The sequence below is a fragment of the Acinetobacter sp. YH12131 genome, from assembly GCF_013418635.1.
Classification (GTDB): domain Bacteria; phylum Pseudomonadota; class Gammaproteobacteria; order Pseudomonadales; family Moraxellaceae; genus Acinetobacter; species Acinetobacter towneri.
Map to the genome: position 1 here is coordinate 75992 of NZ_VPBQ01000001.1, position 21455 is coordinate 97446.

Annotated in this window: 25 protein-coding genes; 10 read left to right on the plus strand and 15 right to left on the minus strand. The window is 42.0% G+C overall.

Annotated elements, in window-relative coordinates; genetic code table 11:
* Positions 1-10 precede the first annotated feature (10 nt).
* Positions 11-988: an All-trans-nonaprenyl-diphosphate synthase gene (gene sdsA, locus FTU66_RS00360; RefSeq protein WP_180112145.1), complete on the minus strand. Its 978-nt coding sequence runs from the start codon at positions 986-988 to the stop codon at positions 11-13.
* 472 nt (positions 989-1460) lie between these two features.
* Between sdsA and rplU the strand changes: the two genes are divergently transcribed.
* From rplU to FTU66_RS00395, 7 genes are all read left to right on the plus strand, one after another.
* Complete coding sequence (gene rplU / locus FTU66_RS00365) at positions 1461-1772, plus strand: 50S ribosomal protein L21 (protein WP_004972275.1); 312 nt, start codon at positions 1461-1463, stop codon at positions 1770-1772.
* A 19-nt stretch (positions 1773-1791) separates the two neighbouring features.
* Entirely contained in the window at positions 1792-2046 is a 255-nt protein-coding gene (gene rpmA / locus FTU66_RS00370) for a 50S ribosomal protein L27 (RefSeq protein ID WP_004760935.1), read from the plus strand.
* Between the two features lie 230 nt (positions 2047-2276).
* On the plus strand, positions 2277-2975 hold the full coding sequence (gene lolA / locus FTU66_RS00375) for an outer membrane lipoprotein chaperone LolA (RefSeq protein ID WP_096902723.1): 699 nt from the start codon (positions 2277-2279) through the stop codon (positions 2973-2975).
* A gap of 459 nt (positions 2976-3434) precedes the next feature.
* Positions 3435-4232 (plus strand): RsiV family protein, encoded by a 798-nt coding sequence (locus FTU66_RS00380; RefSeq protein ID WP_131260689.1) that lies wholly within the window; start codon positions 3435-3437, stop codon positions 4230-4232.
* A gap of 120 nt (positions 4233-4352) precedes the next feature.
* Positions 4353-5624, plus strand: a complete 1272-nt coding sequence (gene serS / locus FTU66_RS00385) for a serine--tRNA ligase (protein WP_104853137.1) — start codon at positions 4353-4355, stop codon at positions 5622-5624.
* Between the two features lie 63 nt (positions 5625-5687).
* Positions 5688-7058: a siroheme synthase CysG gene (gene cysG, locus FTU66_RS00390; RefSeq protein ID WP_180112146.1), complete on the plus strand. Its 1371-nt coding sequence runs from the start codon at positions 5688-5690 to the stop codon at positions 7056-7058.
* A 92-nt stretch (positions 7059-7150) separates the two neighbouring features.
* Positions 7151-7630: a tRNA (cytidine(34)-2'-O)-methyltransferase gene (locus FTU66_RS00395; RefSeq protein ID WP_004972260.1), complete on the plus strand. Its 480-nt coding sequence runs from the start codon at positions 7151-7153 to the stop codon at positions 7628-7630.
* 195 nt (positions 7631-7825) lie between these two features.
* Here the strand turns inward: FTU66_RS00395 and FTU66_RS00400 are convergent, their stop codons facing one another.
* From FTU66_RS00400 to rpoD, 6 genes are all read right to left on the minus strand, one after another.
* Entirely contained in the window at positions 7826-9220 is a 1395-nt protein-coding gene (locus FTU66_RS00400) for an APC family permease (protein ID WP_178866175.1), read from the minus strand.
* Between the two features lie 267 nt (positions 9221-9487).
* Entirely contained in the window at positions 9488-10672 is a 1185-nt protein-coding gene (locus tag FTU66_RS00405; protein ID WP_019837059.1) for an iron-containing alcohol dehydrogenase, read from the minus strand.
* Between the two features lies 1 nt (position 10673).
* Positions 10674-11207, minus strand: a complete 534-nt coding sequence (locus tag FTU66_RS00410) for a hypothetical protein (RefSeq protein ID WP_168418011.1) — start codon at positions 11205-11207, stop codon at positions 10674-10676.
* Positions 11208-11282: 75 nt separating this feature from the next.
* Complete coding sequence (gene lipB / locus FTU66_RS00415) at positions 11283-11939, minus strand: lipoyl(octanoyl) transferase LipB (protein WP_180112147.1); 657 nt, start codon at positions 11937-11939, stop codon at positions 11283-11285.
* 150 nt (positions 11940-12089) lie between these two features.
* Complete coding sequence (locus FTU66_RS00420; protein WP_004972250.1) at positions 12090-12383, minus strand: YbeD family protein; 294 nt, start codon at positions 12381-12383, stop codon at positions 12090-12092.
* A 113-nt stretch (positions 12384-12496) separates the two neighbouring features.
* The gene (rpoD, locus tag FTU66_RS00425; protein ID WP_004972247.1) at positions 12497-14383 is read right to left on the minus strand and encodes an RNA polymerase sigma factor RpoD; all 1887 of its coding nucleotides are present in this window, start codon (positions 14381-14383) and stop codon (positions 12497-12499) included.
* A 373-nt stretch (positions 14384-14756) separates the two neighbouring features.
* Here rpoD and FTU66_RS00430 point away from each other — a divergent pair, with 373 nt between their 5' ends.
* Both FTU66_RS00430 and FTU66_RS00435 read left to right on the plus strand, forming a co-directional pair.
* Entirely contained in the window at positions 14757-14966 is a 210-nt protein-coding gene (locus FTU66_RS00430; RefSeq protein WP_004972246.1) for a PA3496 family putative envelope integrity protein, read from the plus strand.
* Between the two features lie 68 nt (positions 14967-15034).
* Positions 15035-15559: a YecA family protein gene (locus tag FTU66_RS00435; RefSeq protein ID WP_180112148.1), complete on the plus strand. Its 525-nt coding sequence runs from the start codon at positions 15035-15037 to the stop codon at positions 15557-15559.
* 105 nt (positions 15560-15664) lie between these two features.
* On the opposite strand, the gene FTU66_RS00440 is transcribed toward FTU66_RS00435, so the two are convergent.
* From FTU66_RS00440 to FTU66_RS00460, 5 genes are all read right to left on the minus strand, one after another.
* Positions 15665-16207 carry a hypothetical protein gene (locus FTU66_RS00440; protein WP_096901027.1) on the minus strand — a complete coding sequence of 181 codons (543 nt, stop codon included), beginning with the start codon at positions 16205-16207 and terminating at the stop codon, positions 15665-15667.
* Positions 16208-16432: 225 nt separating this feature from the next.
* The gene (locus FTU66_RS00445; RefSeq protein ID WP_004972241.1) at positions 16433-16849 is read right to left on the minus strand and encodes an ABZJ_00895 family protein; all 417 of its coding nucleotides are present in this window, start codon (positions 16847-16849) and stop codon (positions 16433-16435) included.
* 48 nt (positions 16850-16897) lie between these two features.
* Positions 16898-17512 carry a DedA family protein gene (locus tag FTU66_RS00450; protein ID WP_004972240.1) on the minus strand — a complete coding sequence of 205 codons (615 nt, stop codon included), beginning with the start codon at positions 17510-17512 and terminating at the stop codon, positions 16898-16900.
* 75 nt (positions 17513-17587) lie between these two features.
* On the minus strand, positions 17588-17875 hold the full coding sequence (locus tag FTU66_RS00455) for a hypothetical protein (protein WP_180112149.1): 288 nt from the start codon (positions 17873-17875) through the stop codon (positions 17588-17590).
* Between the two features lie 342 nt (positions 17876-18217).
* Positions 18218-19150 carry a rhodanese-related sulfurtransferase gene (locus FTU66_RS00460; protein ID WP_104853141.1) on the minus strand — a complete coding sequence of 311 codons (933 nt, stop codon included), beginning with the start codon at positions 19148-19150 and terminating at the stop codon, positions 18218-18220.
* 217 nt (positions 19151-19367) lie between these two features.
* Here FTU66_RS00460 and FTU66_RS00465 point away from each other — a divergent pair, with 217 nt between their 5' ends.
* Positions 19368-19853 (plus strand): DUF1289 domain-containing protein, encoded by a 486-nt coding sequence (locus tag FTU66_RS00465; protein ID WP_004972234.1) that lies wholly within the window; start codon positions 19368-19370, stop codon positions 19851-19853.
* Between the two features lie 96 nt (positions 19854-19949).
* On the opposite strand, the gene panD is transcribed toward FTU66_RS00465, so the two are convergent.
* The 3 genes from panD to rplY all read right to left on the minus strand — a co-directional run bounded on the left by panD (position 19950) and on the right by rplY (position 21373).
* The gene (panD, locus tag FTU66_RS00470) at positions 19950-20330 is read right to left on the minus strand and encodes an aspartate 1-decarboxylase (RefSeq protein ID WP_004972232.1); all 381 of its coding nucleotides are present in this window, start codon (positions 20328-20330) and stop codon (positions 19950-19952) included.
* Positions 20331-20476: 146 nt separating this feature from the next.
* Positions 20477-21058, minus strand: coding sequence for an aminoacyl-tRNA hydrolase (pth, locus tag FTU66_RS00475; RefSeq protein WP_004972230.1), 582 nt, complete (start codon positions 21056-21058; stop codon positions 20477-20479).
* An 18-nt stretch (positions 21059-21076) separates the two neighbouring features.
* On the minus strand, positions 21077-21373 hold the full coding sequence (gene rplY / locus FTU66_RS00480) for a 50S ribosomal protein L25 (protein ID WP_004972228.1): 297 nt from the start codon (positions 21371-21373) through the stop codon (positions 21077-21079).
* Between the last annotated feature and the right edge of the window lie 82 nt (positions 21374-21455).

The following is a 21455-nucleotide window of genomic DNA, read 5'->3' on the forward strand; positions in this document are numbered from 1 at the left end:
GCTGCTTAAATTATTGAATGCGATGTAAAGCCAATAAGGCTAAATTCTTTAAGGCCTGACGATACTCCGAGTCTGGCAGTGCTTCTAAAGCGGCAATAGCGGCTTCTGTTTCTTCTGTGGCACGTTGGCGGCAATAATCGAGAGCGCCAGAGGACTGCACAATGGCAATAACCTGATCGAGGTCAGAAGTACCACCTGTCGCAATACTGCGACGAATAATTTGATGTTGTTCGCCAGTGGTATTTCTTAATGCAGAGATTAAAGGCAAAGTTGGTTTGCCTTCCATTAAATCATCGCCAATATTTTTACCTAATGTTTCAGCGTCTGATGTGTAATCTAAAATATCATCAATAATTTGGAAGGCATTGCCAAAGTGTCCTGCAAATAAACGCAACGGCTCACGGTACTGTGGCGTGCCTGTTAAAATTGCTGCACCTTCAGTGGCAAGTTCAAATAAACGTGAAGTTTTGCCGTGAATAATGTCTAAATAAATTTGTTCTGTAGTGTCAGGTTGATGCTGTGCCTGTAATTGTAAAACTTCACCTTCGGCAATTTCACAAGTCCCTGTAGAAAAGTCTTTTAGCAATACCAAATCGTTTAAATCGACCAATAAGTCAAAGGCGCGGGAGATTAAAAAGTCACCGACTAAAACCGCTGTTTGGTTATTCCAAGTGGCGTTAGCAGTAGGTCGACCACGACGTAAACCAGACTCATCCACCACATCATCATGCACCAAAGTTGCGGTATGCAGCATTTCAATAATTGCAGCCAGTTTACGTTGACGCTCTAAATCTTCTGCACCACAAGCTTTGGCAGCAAGTAAGCACATAATTGGACGCATGCGCTTACCGCCAGCTTCGACCACATGCTTACTAACCGCCATCACTAACGCGACTTTAGAGGAAATCCCTTCATTAATAAATGTATCCATCGCGGCAAAATCAGAAGCAACAGGGGCGAGAATGTCTTGCTTAAAGTCGATGGTCATGTGAAGAGAAACCTCAATAATATTGAATGACAACTTAGTTGAATCAGTTGTAACTTATGTTACAGCCAAGAAAACTGCTTAAGTCTGCGAAAATAACGCAATGAATGCAATAGTTAGGCACCTGCCAAATGCTGTAATTGTTAATTCTACTAGAAAACGAAGTCAATAACTTTGTGGGTAAATTCAGTTATTTGCTCAAGTTGGGCATGATTTTAACAAGCACAGCAGTTTACGCCAACACAATCTGTCTGTATTGATTGATCCATTGAATATGGATGAGGCTGCAGAAAGTCATTTACGCGGCTGGGTATTAAATAATCAACCTTGTTGTGCAATAATTGCCGTAAATGGCTTGTTGTTTGTGCGAATATCGCTTAAAATCTTTGCCCTTGAATAACCCCCAGTGGCGTTCGTTTTAAGATCGATATATCCCTTTATCGGCACGACGACACGGGCATGTTTGGAGTACATTATGTACGCAGTAATCCAAAGCGGTGGTAAACAGCACCGTGTTGTTGAGGGTGAAACCCTTAAAGTTGAATTATTGAAAGCTGAAACTGGCGCAACTATTACGTTTGATGACGTATTAATGGTTGTAAACGGTGACAACGTTCAAATCGGTGCTCCAGTTGTTGCTGGCGCTAAAGTAACTGCAGAAGTGGTTGGTCATGGTCGTCACGACAAAATCCGTATTGTTAAAATGCGTCGTCGTAAACACTACCGTAAGCAACAAGGTCACCGTCAATGGTTTACCGAGTTGAAAATTACTGGTATTGCAGGCTAATCACTAGGAGTAAATAGACATGGCAACTAAAAAAGCCGGTGGATCGACTAAGAACGGTCGTGATTCGAATCCTAAGATGTTAGGTGTTAAAGTTTACGGTGGTCAAACTGTAACTGCTGGTAACATCATCGTTCGTCAACGTGGTACAGAATTCCACGCTGGTGCAAACGTAGGTATGGGCCGTGACCATACTTTATTTGCTACTGCTGACGGCGTAGTAAAATTCGAAGTGAAAGGTCAATTTGGCCGTCGCTACGTATCTGTTGAAGCGTAAGCTGAAATAGTGAAAAAACCCACAAGTGATTGTGGGTTTTTTTATGCTTGTATGATGGAAAATTAGGGTCAAAGGATAACTTTTAGTTCTTCATCATGATGGATAAATTTCTACATTTTATATTAATAAGCATACAAAACTTCTTATTTTCTATCATATTAGCGCCAGAAATTGGTTTAAGATGGGACATCCAAAACATTGCGATTGAGCAAATATAAAAAGGTGAATCTATGAATATGCTTCGTAAAACGATGTGTGCTGTGGCATTGGGTGCAACCACTTTAGCGCCAATCATGAGTACTACAGTGTTTGCTGCGCCAGTGGCAGCATCGGAGCAACAAGCGACAGCAAACCTTGTTAAACAATTGAATGGTATTAAAAGTTTTACCGCCAATTTTGAGCAAACCACAAAAGTTAGCAACAATGGCAAGGCTTTGCCAAACCGTGGTTTATCGGCACAGCACATGAACCAGAATTTTAAAGGGGTTATGAAAGTTGAGCGTCCGGGTAAATTCTTTTGGGAAACCACCAGTCCAGCCAAACAAACAATTGTGACTACGGGTAAAACCGTATGGATTTATGACCCAGACTTACAACAAGCTGTACGCCAAAGCCTAGATGATCAAGTGGCAAATACGCCTGCGTTGTTGCTTTCGGGCAATACCAATCAAATCATGCAGTCGTATCGTGTGACCCAGCCGAATAAGTCAAAGACTTATTACACCTTATACCCAAAAAGTGATGATGGCGTATTTCAGAGTTTAACCATTAGTTTTGGTGCGCGTAACGCGCCAACCTTAATGATTTTACAGGACTCATTGGGACAAACCACGCATGTGCGCTTTAATAATGTAAAAGTCAATGCGGCGATACCAGCCTCAACTTTTAATTTTACTCCACCAAAAGGCACGGACATTATTGATCAATAATTGAATGTTTTCATACATTCTTTTAAAAGCATAATTTGTTATTCCTTATCCTAGCCTTCTCCCACAGGGAGAAGGTTTTCAGCTTCAGCATAGCGGAAATTTATTTGAATATTCTTCCCGAGAAATCCACAATTTCTGTGGATAAATCTTGGGATAATTCACATTTTGCAGTATGCAGGATATAGACTGAGTCATCACAGATCATCATTTTGCACTAATGATGTGTTATCAATATTTTGATTTATAATGAAAAAATAAAAATAATCATACAAAAATATGAGCATTAATTTTAAGCAACTTTATCCCCCGATTATTCCGTTACACAACTGCTCTAGGATTGAACAGCGAGAGTTATCTATAGTCTTGACTAATTCAATTGAAGCAATTTTATCGCAAGATTTGTGCAGGTTTGCATTTCTAATCATTGGACTTTATGAATCGTGGTAGAAGGGGAATTTAATGCAATATTTAAAATCACAGGTGTTTTTGGGTGCTGTCGCTTTAAGTTCGGTTCTGTTGTTGACTGCATGTCAGCCAAAGAGTGAGGCAACTTCTAAAACCGAAACTGAGCAAGCTGCGCCTGCATCTGTCACAGCCGAGATTCCTGTGATTCAAGCTAAAGTGGTGGCGCTTAAATTGCCACAACAGCAAATTTGTGATGAAGAAGGCTGTACTGCTTACGATATTCAGACAGTAAAAACCAATGTGGCGTGGATTGATGAATATTTTATGCAGCGTTTGCAAAAGGCAGACCCAATTGCATTTTCTGAAGCTGCGGCATCAACTGCAACGCCAAAGGTAGAAGAAACCGATCCTATGCGACTGAGTCAGAGTTCGAGCTATGTGCGTTATATCGGGCAACATGCCAATTTAGCGACGTTTAGTTTGCAAAGCTATAGTTACCCTGCGGGTGCAGCACATGGTATTCATCACCAAGAATTTGTGACTTTTGATTTAAAACAGAAAAAGCGTTTGGCGTTGCAAGATATTATGCTGCCCAATACGGAAGCCAAAATGACAGAAGAATTATTTAACCATAATTATAACTGGCTAGATGAACATGATATTTCCCGTGAAAAGTTTAAACTGAGCGATAATTTTTATTATGGCGCCAATGGTTTGGTCTTTGTCTACCCGTTGTATGAATTGGCATCTTATGCAGAAGGTATGCCTGAGTTGATTCTGCCTTACTACGCGACAGAAAAATTAATAAAGTCTGAATATTTGCCAAGTTTGCCGCAGTATCCTAGCCAATAAAATTGCACAAAAATACACAGAGATTGCTGTAATAAGGTGCAGCCGTGAATCGGGTTACTGTATTTTTTAACCCGAAGCGCTTACACTATAGCCAGTTTTTTTCTTATTCCAAGACTGGCTATGATTGACCCGAAATTACTCAGAAATAATATTGAGGCTGTAAATTTAGCCTTGGCAAAACGTGGTGTGCAATTAGATGTGGCAGAGTGGGCAGCACTTGAAGCACGTCGTAAAGAATTGCAATCTAAAACCGAAGCATTACAGGCAGAGCGTAATTCGGGCGCAAAACAAGTCGGTCAGATTAAAAAAGCAGGTGGTGATGCTTCTGAAATTATGGCGCGCATGGCTGCTATTGGCGATGAAATCAAAGCCGCTGAAGTGGCTTTGGCAGAGTTACAAGATGAGTTAGAAGCTAAATCATTGTCTATTCCAAACTTGCCAGATGAGTCTGTGCCTGAAGGTAAAGATGAAGCTGATAATGTGGAAGTATTGAAATGGGGCACACCACGCCAGTTTGATTTTGAAATTAAAGATCATACCGACCTTGGCGAAATGATGGGTGGTTTGGAATTTGAAACTGCAACCAAATTAACAGGTTCTCGTTTTAGCGTTCTGAAAGGGCCATTGGCGCGTTTACAACGTGCGATTACACAGTTCATGTTAGATACGCATACTGTTCAAAATGGTTATACCGAAGCGTATGTACCGTATTTGGTCAATGCAGATTCATTGCGTGGTACTGGTCAGCTGCCTAAATTTGAAGAAGATTTGTTCAAGCTACAAGGTGAAAAAGAATACTATCTAATTCCAACTGCCGAAGTTCCAGTAACCAACTTTGTGCGTGATGAAATCATTGATCCTGAACGCTTGCCATTAAAATATGCCGCTCATACCCCTTGTTTCCGCAGCGAAGCAGGTTCTTATGGTCGCGATACTCGTGGTTTAATCCGCCAACACCAATTTGATAAAGTCGAAATGGTGCAGATTGTAAAACCAGAAACCTCAATGCAGGCTTTAGAAGAATTGACTGGACATGCAGAAGGTATTTTGCAGGCACTTGGTTTACCGTACCGTAAAATTATTCTATGTGGTGGCGATATGGGCTTTGGCGCAACCAAAACCTATGACTTAGAAGTTTGGGTGCCAAGTCAAAACACTTACCGTGAAATTTCATCATGCTCAAACATGGGGGATTTCCAAGCGCGTCGTATGAAAGCACGCTACCGTGCCGACCAAAAGAAAACTGAATTTGTGCATACATTAAACGGTTCAGGTTTGGCGGTAGGACGTACTTTATTGGCTGTTATGGAAAACTATCAACGTGCCGATGGTTCGATTGAAATTCCTGCAGTATTACGTCCGTACATGGGCGGTTTAGAGTTTATTGACTAAGTTGAGTGCAGGTCGACTTAGGATGAAATTGCTTACAATCAGATTTAAATATTGAGGTTTAGTGTGGATATTTTTCCAATCTCGTTAAAGTTGCAGCACCAACCTTGTCTGATTGTGGGCGGTGGGCATATTGCTTATCGCAAAGCGGTGTTACTGGCTAAAGCGGGCGCAAAAGTTGATGTGCTTGCCCCTGAAATTGATGTCAATTTATTGCAACTGGTGCAACAAAGTCAGGGGCAGTATGTACAGGATGTTTTTAGTCCATCTACTGCGTTACGTCACTATCGTTTGGTGATTGCTGCAACGGATAACAATTTGGTCAATCAGCAAGTTTTTGCAGCTTGCGAAGCCGAAAATGTGCTGGTCAATAGTGTTGATGACCCACCACATTGCCGTTTTATGGTGCCTGCCATCATTGACCGTTCGCCTTTGGTGATTTCAGTCGCGAGTAATGGCACATCGCCTGTATTGTCACGTCAAATTCGTACACAACTGGAAAGTACCATTCCGCATGGTATGGGCAAACTGGCAGAGTTTTCAGGTCAGTGGCGTGCCGCAGTAAAACAGAAAATTGTAAATCCAGATGAGCGCCGTATTTTTTGGGAGGAGCTATATGCCAGTCCTCTTAAAGAACAGGTGTTCAACGACAATCTTGACGCTGCAAACCAAAGTATCCAACAGGCTTTAGCGGAATGGCAAACACCGAAAGGCGAGGTGTATTTGGTTGGTGCAGGGCCAGGTGATCCTGAGTTACTGACCTTAAAAGCCTTGCGTTTAATGCAGCAAGCCGATGTGGTGATTTATGATCGTTTGGTGTCTGCACCTATTTTAGAATTGTGTCGCCGTGATGCCGAAAAAGTCTATGTCGGAAAAGCACGTTCTAACCATGCTGTACCGCAAGAAGGCATCAATGCATTATTGGTGAAATATGCACAAGCAGGTAAGCGAGTTTGCCGTTTAAAAGGTGGCGATCCGTTTATTTTTGGGCGTGGCGGTGAAGAAATTCAAGAATTGTATGAAGCAGGTGTGTCATTTCAGGTCGTACCGGGCATCACCGCAGCCTCGGGCTGTTCGGCTTATGCAGGCATTCCACTGACTCATCGAGATTATGCGCAAAGTGTGCGTTTCCTTACTGGGCATTTAAAAGAAGGTTCGCCTGAATTGCCGTGGTCAGAATTGGTGTATGAACACCAGACTTTGGTGCTGTATATGGGCTTGATTGGCTTAGAAAGCATTTGTGAAAAACTGATTGCACATGGACAACGGGCGGATATGCCTGTCGCCTTAATTTCTAAAGGCACGACCCCTGAACAAAAAGTGGTGGTGGGGACGTTGGCGGATATTGCTAGTAAAGTCGCACAGCACCACATTCAGGCGCCTACCTTGACCATTATTGGTGAAGTGGTCAATTTACGTGAACAGTTGAAATGGTAATGAATCTCCCCCAATCCCTCTTTTAAAAAGAGGGGAGTTCCTACATTTTCTAAAGGGAGCTGGGGAGGGATTGTGAAAAGTAGAGTAAATTTGTGATCCACGTTGTTTTATATGAGCCTGAAATTCCAGCCAATACAGGAAATATCATTCGTTTGTGTGCCAATACAGGTGCGCAATTACATTTGATTAAGCCATTAGGTTTTGAGTTGGATGATAAAAAGCTGAAACGTGCAGGTTTGGATTATCACGAATGGGCACGTATGCAGATTTGGGACAATCTTGAGCAATGCTTGGCTGATTTAGACAGCAAAGGCGTGGGTTTAGATGCGATTTATCCATTAACCACCAAAGGCACAGAAACACCACATACTTCGGATTTAAACCGACCTGTTGCCTTGTTGATGGGGCCTGAAACACGCGGTTTGCCAGAAGCCGTACGCATGTTGTTTCCGCAGCAGCACTGGATTCGTTTACCCATGGCAGAAAACTCACGTAGTTTAAACTTGTCCAATGCAACGGCTGTGATTGTGTATGAGGCATGGCGTCAGCAAGGTTTTAAAGCATTGCTCTAATTTGAGCATCAATTCATTTCAAATTTGATGCGATCTTCATCGTAATTGTATGCATTGATAGATAAAAAGCTGAGACAAAATTGTACTTAGCTTTTTTATTTTCGCTATTTTGCTGCTTTAAAGCTGAAACCCATTTGAGGCATAAGAAAAGGCGCATAAAGCGCCTGATCTTAAGAGGTTGAGATGCTATTTGTCTTAGCGATCATCAAACTCATTGTGCTGCGGAGCAGGGTGTTTAAAGCCTTTGGTTTTATAACCGAGGTATAAAACCCCAAACATCGCCCACCATAAGCCATACTTCAATGAAGTTTCATCGACTTCGAGCCATAAAGCAAAGACTGCAATAAAGCCGCACAACGGTACGATCACAAAATTGAGAAGGTCTTTAAAGCCTTTGGTACGACCATCACGTAGCGCGTAACGTGAAATCACCGATAAATTCACAAAGCTAAATGCGGTGAGGGCACCAAAACTGATTAATGAAATGACAAAATCCAAGTCCATAAAACCAGCAGTTAACGCTACAGCACCTACAATTAAAATATTGTATGAAGGTGTATAGCTGCGTGGGCTGATATGACCAAAGATTTTTTTGTTGATCACGCCATCACGACCCATCACGTACATTAAACGCGATACGCCCGCATGAGCCGAAATACCAGATGCCATTACCGTTACAATAGCAAAGGCAAGCACATAAGACTGGAACAGCGAGCCGCCGACCAAGAGCAGAATTTCTGGCTGCGTTTCTGCAATATTTTTAAAGTAGCTGCCCGGTTCATTTGGGAAGAAAATCTGCATGAAATAGGTGCTGACAATAAAAATTACACCCGCAATTAGCGCAGTTAAGAACATTGCCTTCGGTAAGGTTTTTTCAGTGTCTTTGGTTTCTTCTGCAAGTGAGCTGAGTGAGTCAAAACCTGTAAATGAGAAGCAGAGTAGGGTTGCACCTGTAATCAATGCGCCTACCGAAGTAAGTTCATTCCAGAAAGGTTCTAAGCTCCATAACTGATAACGTTGCTCGGCAGTAATTGGACCATCGGCATTGAAGCCTGCCTGAAGTTTGGTGTACATCATCCATGTAAATACGCCAATGACCACCAACTGTACCAAAACGATCATACTGTTAAAGTTGGCGACAAAACGCGCGCCACGCAAGTTGACACCCGTCATAAATGCCGTGAGTACCACCACCCAAATCCAGTGATTCACATCAGGGAATAAGGCTTCCAGATAAATCACCGCCAAGATGATGTTGACCATTGGTGAGAGTAAATAATCTAGCCAAGATGACCAACCCACCATAAAACCAACGTTGGGATGAATCGATTTTTGTGCATAGGTATACGCCGACCCAGAAGAAGGATAACGACGAATCATGTGACCATAACTTAAAGAAGTTAAAAGAATGGCAACCAGTGCAAAAATATAAGATGTGGGTACGTGAAAATGACTTTCTTCCGATACTAAGCCGAAAGTGTCGAATAACGTCATCGGTTGAATGTAGGCTAAACCAATAATAATAATGTGCCAGAGTCCTAGCGTTTTTTGCAGTTTAGCTGCCGATTGAGTCCCAGAGATATTTGTCAACGGCGTTATCCTCTTAATCGTTGATCAAGGATCAGTCATGTTTGTTCAGGATTGTTTGAGACGAACAATCCCCCCTACATAAAAAGTAAAAACGCGCCAATCTATTCCATAATGACGCGCTTTGTCAGTATCTTTGCTTTCTTTTTTAGCAGAAAAAACGCCATATTGATGAAAAAACATCAGACGCAGCAGTCTACCAATGAAAAGCCCGATGTTTAGAAAAACATCAGGCTAGATTTTCGGCTATGTTCGCCTATTTTGTAGGAATTACCAAGCCTTTTTTAAGATAGCTTTGAGTTCTTCTAAATTGGCTTCTTTCGGGTTGTAAATAATCGAACCATCGTTCAGGGCTTTTTCAGCGACTTCATCTAATTGTGCTTCGCTGACTTTACCAGTTTCTTGTAAAGTGCGTGGCAATTTAGTCAGTGCATATAAGCGGTCACGAATGGCTAAGAGTGTCGAAATGGTTTTATCGGCACGTAAATGTGCAGGGGTTTGTGCATAGACGTCTGCGCCAGCCAAAGGTAATAGTAGCTCGGCAATTTTATCGGCATTGACGTCTTTGTTGTATTCCAACACGTATGGCAAGAATAAATTCATGCACAGTCCATGTGGCAAATGTGCCACAGCACCCAAGGCATGACCTAAGGAATGCACCAACCCGACCATAGAGTTTGAAAACGCAATCCCCGCCATAGTCGATGCTTGTGCCAGTTCCAAACGGCCTTGTTCATCGCTTGGGTTGTCTAATACATTGAACAGGTTATTGCTGATTTTTTTAATTGCTGCAGTGGCATAAGCATCAGAAATTGGGTTGGCTGCCATGCAACTATAAGCCTCAATGGCGTGCGTCATGGCATCCATAGCCGTCATTGCTGTTAAATGTGGTGGCAAAGTTTGCGTCATACGCGGGTCTAAAATGGCTGCATGTGGCATTAAGTAATACGATGCAAATGGCATTTTGACGTTCTTTTCTGTGTCGGATACCACCGCAACCATAGTCACTTCTGAACCTGTTCCAGATGTGGTTGGAATCACAAAAAAAGGTTTCAGTGGGCGTGGTAAGTTATGCGCACCTGAATATTGCAATAAGTCATCACCGCCCTCGCTGACTAAAATATTGGTGGCTTTAGAAGTGTCAATTACTGAACCGCCACCCACCGCGATAATGGCATCACAGTTATTTTCACGGTACAACTGTGCCGCACGACGCACTGTTGCCACACTTGAATCTTGCGGGACATCATCAAAAACATAGCCAATCACGGCATCGGTAGATTCAAAAGCCGCTTCAATCGGTGCAAGCAAATTGTTGGAACGCACACCTTTGTCGGTAATGATCATTGGGCGTTGAGAACCTAGTGTCGCCAATTCAAACGGGATGTGTTCAAGTGCGGCATGACCCGCAATGACTTTGACTGGGCAAAAAAATTCGTAATAAGGCTTCGCCATGTTATGCACTCCGTTTGAAATAAGATTGGGCAACTTTTAGATAAATATTGGCTGCACCTGATAGTTTTTCTTTTAAGCTAAGTTCGCTTGGATATTGTTTTACTGCCAATTCTGCCAGTAATTTAGGCAAGATCAGTGCTTCCATTTTATTCAGGCAACGCACTAAACGAATGGCATAAGACACATCACCATCGGCAATCATGCGGTCATGTGCAAAGGCTTGTGCTGTGCTTTCCTGAAAGGAAAAGACCAAATAGGCATGGTTTAAATGTTTGAAGGTAATGGTTAAATCTGGTTTTTGGGCTGTATTTTGTAGCAATTCCAGTTGGTGGTCTTCAGTGACTTTGGCAATAAAGGCTGGACCATTTGGAAAAACTTTCATAGACAAGACAAAGTTGCTTGGGAATTTGGCAACTTCTTGTTTAATTTCTTCATCGACCTGACTTGCCATGACTAAACCTCTGCCAATGATATCCATCATGAGTTTGACATAGGCTAGTTGCAAAGCGGGTTTCACAGATTTAGTTGAAATCACGCGCTGAATCCCTGTGTTATAAATCATTATTTAGAGTAAATACTCTATTTTATTTCTTATTGAAAAGAAAGCCATTTATACGTGAATGACTTGAACGTCATTAAAGTAACCGCTGTTTTGTAAAGTTTCAATGATATCTGCGCAGAAGTTTTCAAAATGTGGATAGTTCTCGACTAAATCCATCACACGTACCATTTCCAAACCTGCATAGCCGCAAGGGTTGATACTTTGAAAACCAGTCAAGTCACAATCAATATTAAGGGCTAAACCATGATAACTACGGCCTTTACGAATTTTAAAACCAAGTGAGCCAATTTTCCGTTCATTGACATATACCCCCGGTGCATCGGCTTTGGCATAGGCTTCAATGCCGTATTTTTTAAGCAGCTCAATCATCAAGTTTTCAGCATAAGATACCAAAGTACGGACATTCCAGCCTAAACGGTTCAGGTCAAACATGAAGTAGGCGACCAATTGGCCTGGGCCATGCCATGTGACTTGACCACCACGATCAGTCTGTACCACAGGAATATCTGTCGCCATTAAAATATGTTCGGCTTTGCCTGCTTGCCCTTGGGTCAGTACATTTGGATGTTGCAAAATCCAGAGTTGGTCAGGGCTGTCTGCATCACGTTGTTCAGTCCAGTGTTTCATTTCCTGAAAGCGAGCTTCGTAGTCTATCAGGTCATGGTATTGACGAATAATCAGGTTTGGCCGTTGTGCAGTGTCCACAGTGATGCAGTCCTATCCGTAAAAGCAAGAAATTGATTTTATTATACGAAAATGTGGCGGGTGTAGGGGATTTGTGGAATGAATAAGATTTTGTGAGTTCAGAAACAAAAACACGCTCGAAAGCGTGTTTTTAAAGATGAATCTGCAAAATTACAATGCAGTTTTAATCAGTGGGCAAGCTGCCAAATCTGCATAAATGGCATGCACTTGTTCCAATTCTTCAAAACGCAATTGTGCTGTAATTGAATGATACTTGCCTGTGCGTGATGGGGTAATGCTGATGCTTTGTGCATCAAACTCAGGGAAGTGCTTCACTAAAATTTCAAGCACAGCAATACGCAGTTCATCACCCGCGTCACCAATGAGTTTAATTGGGTAATCCATTGGAAACACCCAAAGATGCTCTTGTAGTTCACGAGATGGGGTACGGTTGAATAACGTCATAAGCGTGTGTCTCTATCTCTATATCAAACGCCTGCATAGGGCAGGCGTTTTTTGTCTTGTTGAATAAATGAGGCTGAATTTAAAAATTTCAATAGCTCATTTATGCAGCAATCTTAGTCATTTTCCAAGAACGAGCGTAAGTGTTCAGAACGAGAAGGGTGACGAAGTTTACGTAAGGCTTTGGCTTCAATCTGACGGATACGTTCACGGGTCACATCAAACTGCTTCCCAACTTCTTCCAAAGTATGATCGGTTGGCATATCAATACCAAAACGCATTTTCAGAACTTTGGCTTCACGTTCAGTCAAGTTTTCAAGCACTTCACGGGTCGCTTCTTTTAAGCCTTCAGAGGTTGCCGCATCAACAGGTGAGGTGATGTTGCTGTCCTCAATGAAGTCACCCAAATGTGAATCTTCATCATCACCAATTGGCGTTTCCATAGAAATCGGCTCTTTGGCAATTTTCAGAACTTTACGAACTTTAACTTCATCCATTTCCAAGCGTTCGCCTAATTCTTCTGGAGTCGGTTCACGACCCATTTCCTGAAGCAATTGACGCGATACACGGTTGATCTTGTTAATGGTTTCGATCATGTGTACTGGAATACGAATGGTACGCGCTTGGTCGGCAATAGAACGGGTAATCGCCTGACGAATCCACCATGTTGCATAAGTCGAGAACTTATAACCACGACGGTATTCGAACTTGTCTACCGCTTTCATCAAGCCGATGTTACCTTCCTGAATCAAGTCTAGGAATTGTAAACCACGGTTGGTGTATTTTTTTGCAATCGAAATAACCAGACGCAAGTTGGCTTCAACCATTTCTTTTTTCGCACGACGGGCTTTGGCTTCGCCTACTGCCATACGCTTAGAAATTTCTTTGATGCCTTTAACATCTAAGCCTAACTCTTTTTCAATGTCGGCAATTTTTTGTTGGAACGCCAAAATATCTGGACGTACTTTTTCCAAATAGCCTTTTTGGTCGGCAGGTGCTTTGGCAATGTGCTCGTCTAACCAAGCAAAGTTAGATTCCTGACCTGGGAATGAGGTACGGAATTGAGTACGATCCATACGACCACGACGCACCGCATAACGCATCACTTCACGTTCAGCAGTACGAATTTGTTCATGTGTACCACGAATCATTTCCGAAATAATATCGAATAAACGTGGCGTAAATTTAAACATCATGAATACAGTCGCTAAAGCTTCTAAAGCCTCTTGAGCTTCGGCACTTTCACGACCATGTTTTTCAATGGCAGCAATTTTTGCAAGATAAGCCTGTTCCAATTCACCAAAACGCATTCTTGCAATTTCTGGGTCTGGACCTGAATCTGCTTCAGATTCTTCTTCGGCTTCAGCTTCTTCTTCCTCATCGTCATCATCAAGTTTGACGTCTTTGGTTGGTTTGTTGCTGGTGTCTTCTTCTTTGTCTAAATCGGCTTCGTCTTCTAAAACTTCTGGAATTTCTTCATCGGTTTCAGGGTCTAAATAACCTGATAAAATATCGGCAAGGCGACGTTCGCCTGCTTCATAATCTTTATATTCTTGCAGTACCACTTGCACTGCGTTTGGCCAGTAGGCAATCGAGTGAAGTACATCGCGAATCCCTTCTTCAATACGTTTCGCAATGCTAATTTCACCTTCACGCGTTAACAGCTCAACCGTACCCATTTCACGCATATACATACGCACAGGGTCTGTGGTGCGACCAGGCTCATTTTCTACAGAGGCAAGTACCGCTGCAGCTTCTTCTTCAGCAACTTCGTCGGCAGCTTCCGCATTATCCTCGAACATTGCATCATCAGATTCAGGCGCACGTTCATGCACAGGAATACCGACGTCTTGAAGCATTTGAATAATGTCTTCAATCTGCTCGCTTTCTGTGATTGAGTCCGGGAGATGATCGTTAACCTCAGCGTAAGTTAGGTAACCTTGCTCTTTGCCTCGGCTAATCAGAGCCGCTACTTGCGAAGTAGGGGAATTCATATCGCTCATCTTTGCTTACTCTTCGTTGAATCTGTGGCAGTGAAAAACCGTGCATGATAGCACAATTCGCTTTAAATAGGGGGTGAATTGATCAATCAAGCATGATTTTAAAATGATGTTTGAATGAAGAATGTGATAGGAATATGGGGCTTCATTACTGTTTTTCAAGTCAATTTCCTTTTTGCCCGCAAAATATTTTTATGATTGGGGCGAATCTCAAATAATGATACTAACTTGTTCATAAATACACAAATTTGCCGCAATGTTGCAAGCTGCCTATGTTGCAGTTTTTTGAAAAAAATAAATAAAACTTGACAATATTTATAAAGGCAGATAAATAGCGGCTAGACCCTTCACATTTTTTCATTCTGAGGTAGTTTTAGTGTCTTCTACAGATTTTGAACTAGATGATAACTACGGTGATGATGATGTTAATTTCGATGAGGCATCAAACAAAATAAGCGCGAAAGAATCTTTAGAAAAGCGCCGTTTGATTGATGATTTACTCGCACAACGTCGTTTGGAACGTGAGCTCAAAGATTTTGATTATGATTTTGACGATGACGACGATTTTGACGATGAAGATGACTAAAATCAGGTACTGTATCTGGCATTGAAAATGCTATGCTACACCCCTAAATTGACACCGATGGATTTGAAATGACTGCTTTAGATTTAGACCTGTTAAGTGAATATCTAGATGGTGACCAAAACGAGTATGGTCTAGACCTCGCTGCAACGCATGGTTTCTTGTGTGCCATTGCAGTTGGACCTCAATTTGACCCATGGTTAAATGAATTGTTTGAAGGCAACCAAAAGAAAGTGCCTGCTGAAATTATTGCGCAAATTCAGGCTTGGTTAGAAAGCATTCGCCAAAGTTTAGCCAATGAAGAAGGCATTGAGTTTCCATTTGAAATTGAAGAAGCAGAAGTTGATTCAAGTTTGGGTGATTGGAGCGTTGGCTTTGTCGATGCGATGTTCTTAAACGAAGAAGCATGGTTTACGCCTGAATTTGAAGAGCAATTGGTTGATTTAACTTTGCCAATGATGGTGTTTAGCGGCATTGATGAAGAAGATCCACAAATGGAATCTTTCCGTCGCAATGGTCAGTTAATGGACGAAATTGCAGAAGAAATTCCTGAAAACCTGAATGAATTATATTTGATGTACCACACGCCTGATTAATGGCTTGGTTTACATATTGTGTAATATGTAATCCTCATAAAAAAAACGCACTGCGCAAATCGCAGTGCGTTTTTTATTATGGCGCTTCAATGATCATGTTACCAATTAGCGTGTCGCACGATCCCAAGCATCTTTGACAGCAAATTTAGCTTGTTCCCACGTTAAGCGTGAACTGCCTTTAATTTGCTCCCATTTGCTTCTTAGATCGGGCTCAACATCTTCGAAACGTGTGTGCGTATCATAATGTGGGCGGTTTTCATAACCAATGCGATAGGCATTTTGATAGTCACGATCATAATCTAAATCATGATAATGGTTGCGTGTTTCTGTAAAGTAGGTTGTATTTAAGCTATTGGTACGCCAGTAAGCTTCTTCTTCGGTAGGGTTCACAACTTCTGCTGCACCTTTACCTGCCAAACCACCCACTACAGCGCCTACAGCACCACCGACCACAGCACCTACTGGACCACCCAGCGCACCTACTGTTGCACCAGTAGCCGCACCGCCAACAGCACCTAAACCAGTACCGACAGGGTGTGCACCAGGTTCTCCTGTAATTGGATCGGCATTTAAGCGATCACGTTCTTCTTTTGGTAAGTTCTTAACCACATCACGGTCAATTTTTTCATTGCGTTCAAAATCTGACATTCGAATCACCTTTTTATCTTTGTATGCGTTATAGCGTTCCTATATTCATAAATCGCTATGAATAGGCTTAATCTACGCTGCTACAATGTAGGCTTATAGCCTATTCAGAATGCATTTCAGTTACAGCGCATGTCAGACGTAAATTTATGTGTGATATATCAGCCTGATGTTGATTTTAAGTGTTTGATGTTGCGGTTCAGTGTGAAATACGTACTTTAGGTAAGCTTATAAGTACTTTTTTTGATAATAACGGTTCGCATACCAACCATAGGCAACATGAAAAACTGCACCATGAATCGCAATCAAACACAGCATCACCACCGCAGCCAGTGCTAGTCCTGCTTTATCTGCAGCTTTTAAAATGGCTTCTGCATTCGGATTCATCAGCACCAAGAAAAACACAAAGAAGCTACCAATAATAATTGCCACCGCACTTGAGCCCCAAACCAGTTGAATTTTTTCATCACTGCTCGGTAAGCGTTGTTCTTTTTTGACAAAATGTCCTGCGCTAATGAATGCTGCGGCAATTAATGCAGGGAGCAAGGTCAAGCCACCTAAGTTCAGACCAAAAATCAATACGGTAATGAGTAAGACCAGCGTAATACTGTAAACCGCAGCAAAAAATAATAAATATGGTTTCATGTCTGATTTTCCCCAAAAAATTGATTCAATTGCGCAGCAACACAAGCATTAGTCACGCATTTTACGGCGATGCCTACGGTATAAAATAATTGCGATGACTAAGAGCACCAAGCCTATAATGACATGGCTGACCTGACTGAAAATTTGCTGCATCAATTGTTGGTTTTCACCAAAATAATAACCCACGCAAGCTAAAAAAGTGGTCCAAATAATTGTGCCTAAACCACTATAAAACATAAATTTCCAAAATGGCATGTGGCTCATGCCTGCAGGAATACTGATGAGAGAACGAATAGCGGGAATCATGCGCCCAAAAAATACAATCCGATGTCCATATTGTTCAAACCAATGCAGGGAGTTTCGGACGTCTTGTTCTTTAATCCATAGATATTTACCGTAGCGATTGACCCAGTGGTAAATACTTTCATGTTTGCAGCGATAACCTACCCAATATAACACTGCCGCTGCGAACAACGAGCCGATACAGCCTGCAATGATGACACCCAATAGCAGTAATTGCCCTTGCGATGCAGAATAGCCTGCAGAGGGCATAATAATTTCAGAAGGAACGGGTGGAAAAACATTATCCAGAAACATTAACAGGGCAATACCAAGGTAGCCCAGTTGTTCCATAATGGAAATAATCCATTCAGTTAAGTTCATGCCAGTTGTGCTTTAGAAAAGTGCTTCTATCCTAAGCAGTACTGGACGAACAGTAAAGTCTTGCGCAATCTAGACTTAATCAAGCTCTGCATGGGTCAGGGTATAGATATATACACGTCTTAAGCTATATGCCACAAGTATAGGAATGGCACAGAGCAGGGCGTAATTCAAGAAATGCGCTTGCAGATGGTAGCCCACAAATGCTGCAATAATACCGCCTAAAATTGCACCTAAAGCCACAATAAAAGTATGTGACTCATGTTCCAAACAATCTTGCATTGTTGTGATATGCGCAGCAGTCACAGATTTTACAGGCGTAAAACGTAGTGTGTGCATTGAATTTGAAATTGTTGTTTTAGGCATAGCGTCACTCCTGATTGCGGCATATAAATTTAGGAATACATAACGATCCTTGAATTTTGGGTTATGGGAGATGTTGAGTTTGTGCTAAACATCTGCACCAATATAGCCACAGATTTTGTGGCTTATTTTGATTGAATGCTATCACCCAATCTGGGGATATTGCGCAATGCTTGGTAAACAAGCGTTGTATTTTTATGTTCTATGTAATCTTGCGTGAAGCATATATGTAGACATAAAAAATCCCCATACTGGATGAGGACTTTTTCAATATGATTAGAGTGGTCGATACAACATCAACATGGCTTTTGTTAGACCTTGTTGATGTGTATGAGCCTGTACGGATTACAGACGTTTACGTTTAGCTGCGGCAATTTGTGATTGGCGCATACGGAATCCTTCTTTTTGTTTCTCACTGGTCTTATCAATACAGTACACACAAGATACACCGTGTTCATAGCTTGGTAATTCAACTTCTTCAGGCAGTAATGGCCAACCGCAAGCATGACATTTGGTGTTTTGACCTTCTTGCATACCATGTGTCACCGCAGTACGGCCATCAAATACGAAACATTCACCTTCCCATAAGCTTTCATCTGCTGGTGTTTCTTCTAAGTATTTAAGTACGCCACCTTTTAAGTGATAAACCTCGGTAAAACCTTCTTGCAACAATAACGAGGTCGATTTCTCACAACGAATCCCGCCTGTGCAGAACATCGCAATTTTTTTATCTTTATGCTGTTCTAGGTTTTGTTTCACATATTCTGGAAATTCACGGAACGTTTCAGTTTTCGGGTCAATTGCGCCCTTAAACGTTCCTGCTTTGTATTCATAGTCATTACGGGTATCAATCAGAATGACATCGTCACGGGCAATCAGTTCATTCCATTCTTTCGGGTCTAGGTAGTGACCGACTAAATCACGTGGTTTTACTTCTACACCCAAAGTCACAATTTCTTTTTTCAGCTTGATTTTCATTTTACGGAATGGCTTTTCAGAGCTGTGCGACTCTTTGTATTCCATTGTAGTAAAGCCTTCATTCAACAGAAATTGGTGAACTTGATCAATCGCGGCACGATCACCCGCTACAGTTCCATTAATGCCTTCACCTGCCACAATAAGAGTACCGCAAAGGTTGATTGAATTTACCAAATCTAATAAGCGTTGTTGAAGATCGGCAGGATCTGCAACTTCTTTGAATTGATAAAGTGCGGCAACAACCCAAGTCGTGGTCGCTGGCTGTTCTACAGGTGCAAGCTGTTCTACAGTAGCGTTCATGGAGTACTCCAATAGATGAAAGACAAAAATTTAAGGCGCATATTCTAACCTGCTTTGTGTGAATATGCGAGAAAACCGAGTGCGGTACATGGTTTTAAAGCACGACACAACATTTTAAAAATGTAGCAGAACGGGGTATGATGCCACTCGTTTCAAAGAAGAATGTTGTGTTCATGTTGATGCGCCAACAGGTGTTGTTAAATATTGGAGTGTTGTGTTGAGTAAGGATCGTCAAATTGCCACTTTAACCCCGTGTGCAGGTCGTTGTTCTACGGTGTTTGGTGATGCTGTCTGTCGAGGTTGCCGTCGCTTTAACCATGAAGTGATTCAATGGAACAGTTATACGTCTGAACAACACACTGCCGTTTGGCGTCGTTTAGATGCACAGCTCGATCAGATTTTAGTGCCTATGTTGCCTTTTGCTGACCTGCGTCATGTCGAAGGGTTTATCCGCTCTAAGCGGGTGCGTTTACGTGATGATGCTTCAAAAGGGCGTAAGTTGTATCATGCACTGAAAATTTGTGAAAAAAATCGACATTTTACCGATGAAAGTGGCTTGGGCATTCACTACAAAGAAGTGCGACCTTTGTGGCAGGAATTTGAGCGTCGCGTGTTGGCGCTTGCAACCGCAAGTTATGATTTTGCATTTTTAAGGGCTGATGGTATTAGCCATAGCTTATTGCATAGCTTGCACGATGACTAATTTGTAATTCTTGCGATTAAAGACTAGAAAGACTTTTATTGAACCATAAAAAAACTCGCAAAATTTGCGAGTTTTTTTATTTTGTACAGGAATGGCTTAAGCCACTTGTACAGGAATACAGTTTGCAGTGTGGCTCACGGTATTGTCTGGGTTTGCATAGACCAAACGTGGTTCGTGTGCATTGGCTTCTGCTTCAGTGAAGTCACCAAAGGTTGCGATAATAATAATATCGCCTACATCGGCTTGGTGTGCAGCACCACCATTGACTGAAATGATGCCTGAGTTGTCTTCACCACGAATTGCATAAGTTGTGAAGCGCTTACCATTGGTCACGTTCCATACGTGGATTTCTTCATATTCACGAATGCCAGCCAAATCCATGAGTGTTCCGTCAATTGCACATGAACCTTCGTAGTGAAGTTCTGCATGAGTTACAAAAGCACGGTGGATTTTGCATTTTAATAAACGAGATAGCATGGTGAGCGTCTCCTTAGTGGACCTAAGATTTTATCTTATGGTTGAATTCAAACACTGCTTGATGGATGTCAGTTCCGAGCAGAAAGCGCATTTTGCTCTGAAAATTGCGACATGGCAAGTGTGATTGTTCAACAATTGTGGATTCATCAGTTCGGTTTATAGGCATTGATTTGATTCATGGCTTGTTGTACTTCGCCATTGACCAGTAACTTGATACGACCTAATGCATGTGCAAGTGCATCATCCATTAAAGTTTGCTCGCTACTTGGTGCTTTGCTCAGTACATGACCAGACACGCGTTCTTTTGAACCCGGATGCCCAATACCAATGCGTAAACGATGGAAGTTTGGACCTGTGTGCGGCACGATGTCACGTAAACCATTATGTCCACCATGACCACCACCCGTTTTTAGGCGAATGATCCCTGGGTTCATATCCAGTTCATCATGAGCAATCAGCATTGCTTCAGGTGCAATTTGATAGAATTTGGCGAAGGGAACAACACTTTGACCAGAACGATTCATAAAGGTTGTGGGTAATAACAGACGAACGTCTTGACCTTCGATATTACCACGTCCGCTGATCCCGTGAAATTTAGGATCGGCTTTTAATGTAATGCCATATTGATCTGCAAGGCGTTCTACAAACCAGAAGCCTGCATTATGGCGGGTTTGGGCATACTCTTTACCAGGGTTGCCCAAACCAACAATCAGTGAAATATTAGCCACTAATTATACCATGAACACTTATGCGCGTTTGAAGTCAGCGTGCATAGGTGTGTTTTTAGCAGGGTGACGTTGTAACGCTTGGATTTTCACGTTTTCAACTTTGTCGCCTACTTTGATTTCTACAACTTCTTCAAAGAAAGCATTGCTTTCTAAAGCTTTTACAAGCTCACGAAGTTCTAAAGTGATTGTTACAGGCTCAGCGTCGCCACCATAAATGATAGCTGGAACTAATGCAGCGTGACGAAGGCGGCGGCTCGCACCTTTCCCTTGGTTAGCTGCTTCACGCGCTTGAGCGTTTAATACGAAGTTTGCCATGATAGACATCCTTATTTTGAGTTTAAATAAACTAGATCTGCGACCAATCTAGTGATAGAAAACCCTGCCAAGTGGCAGGGCT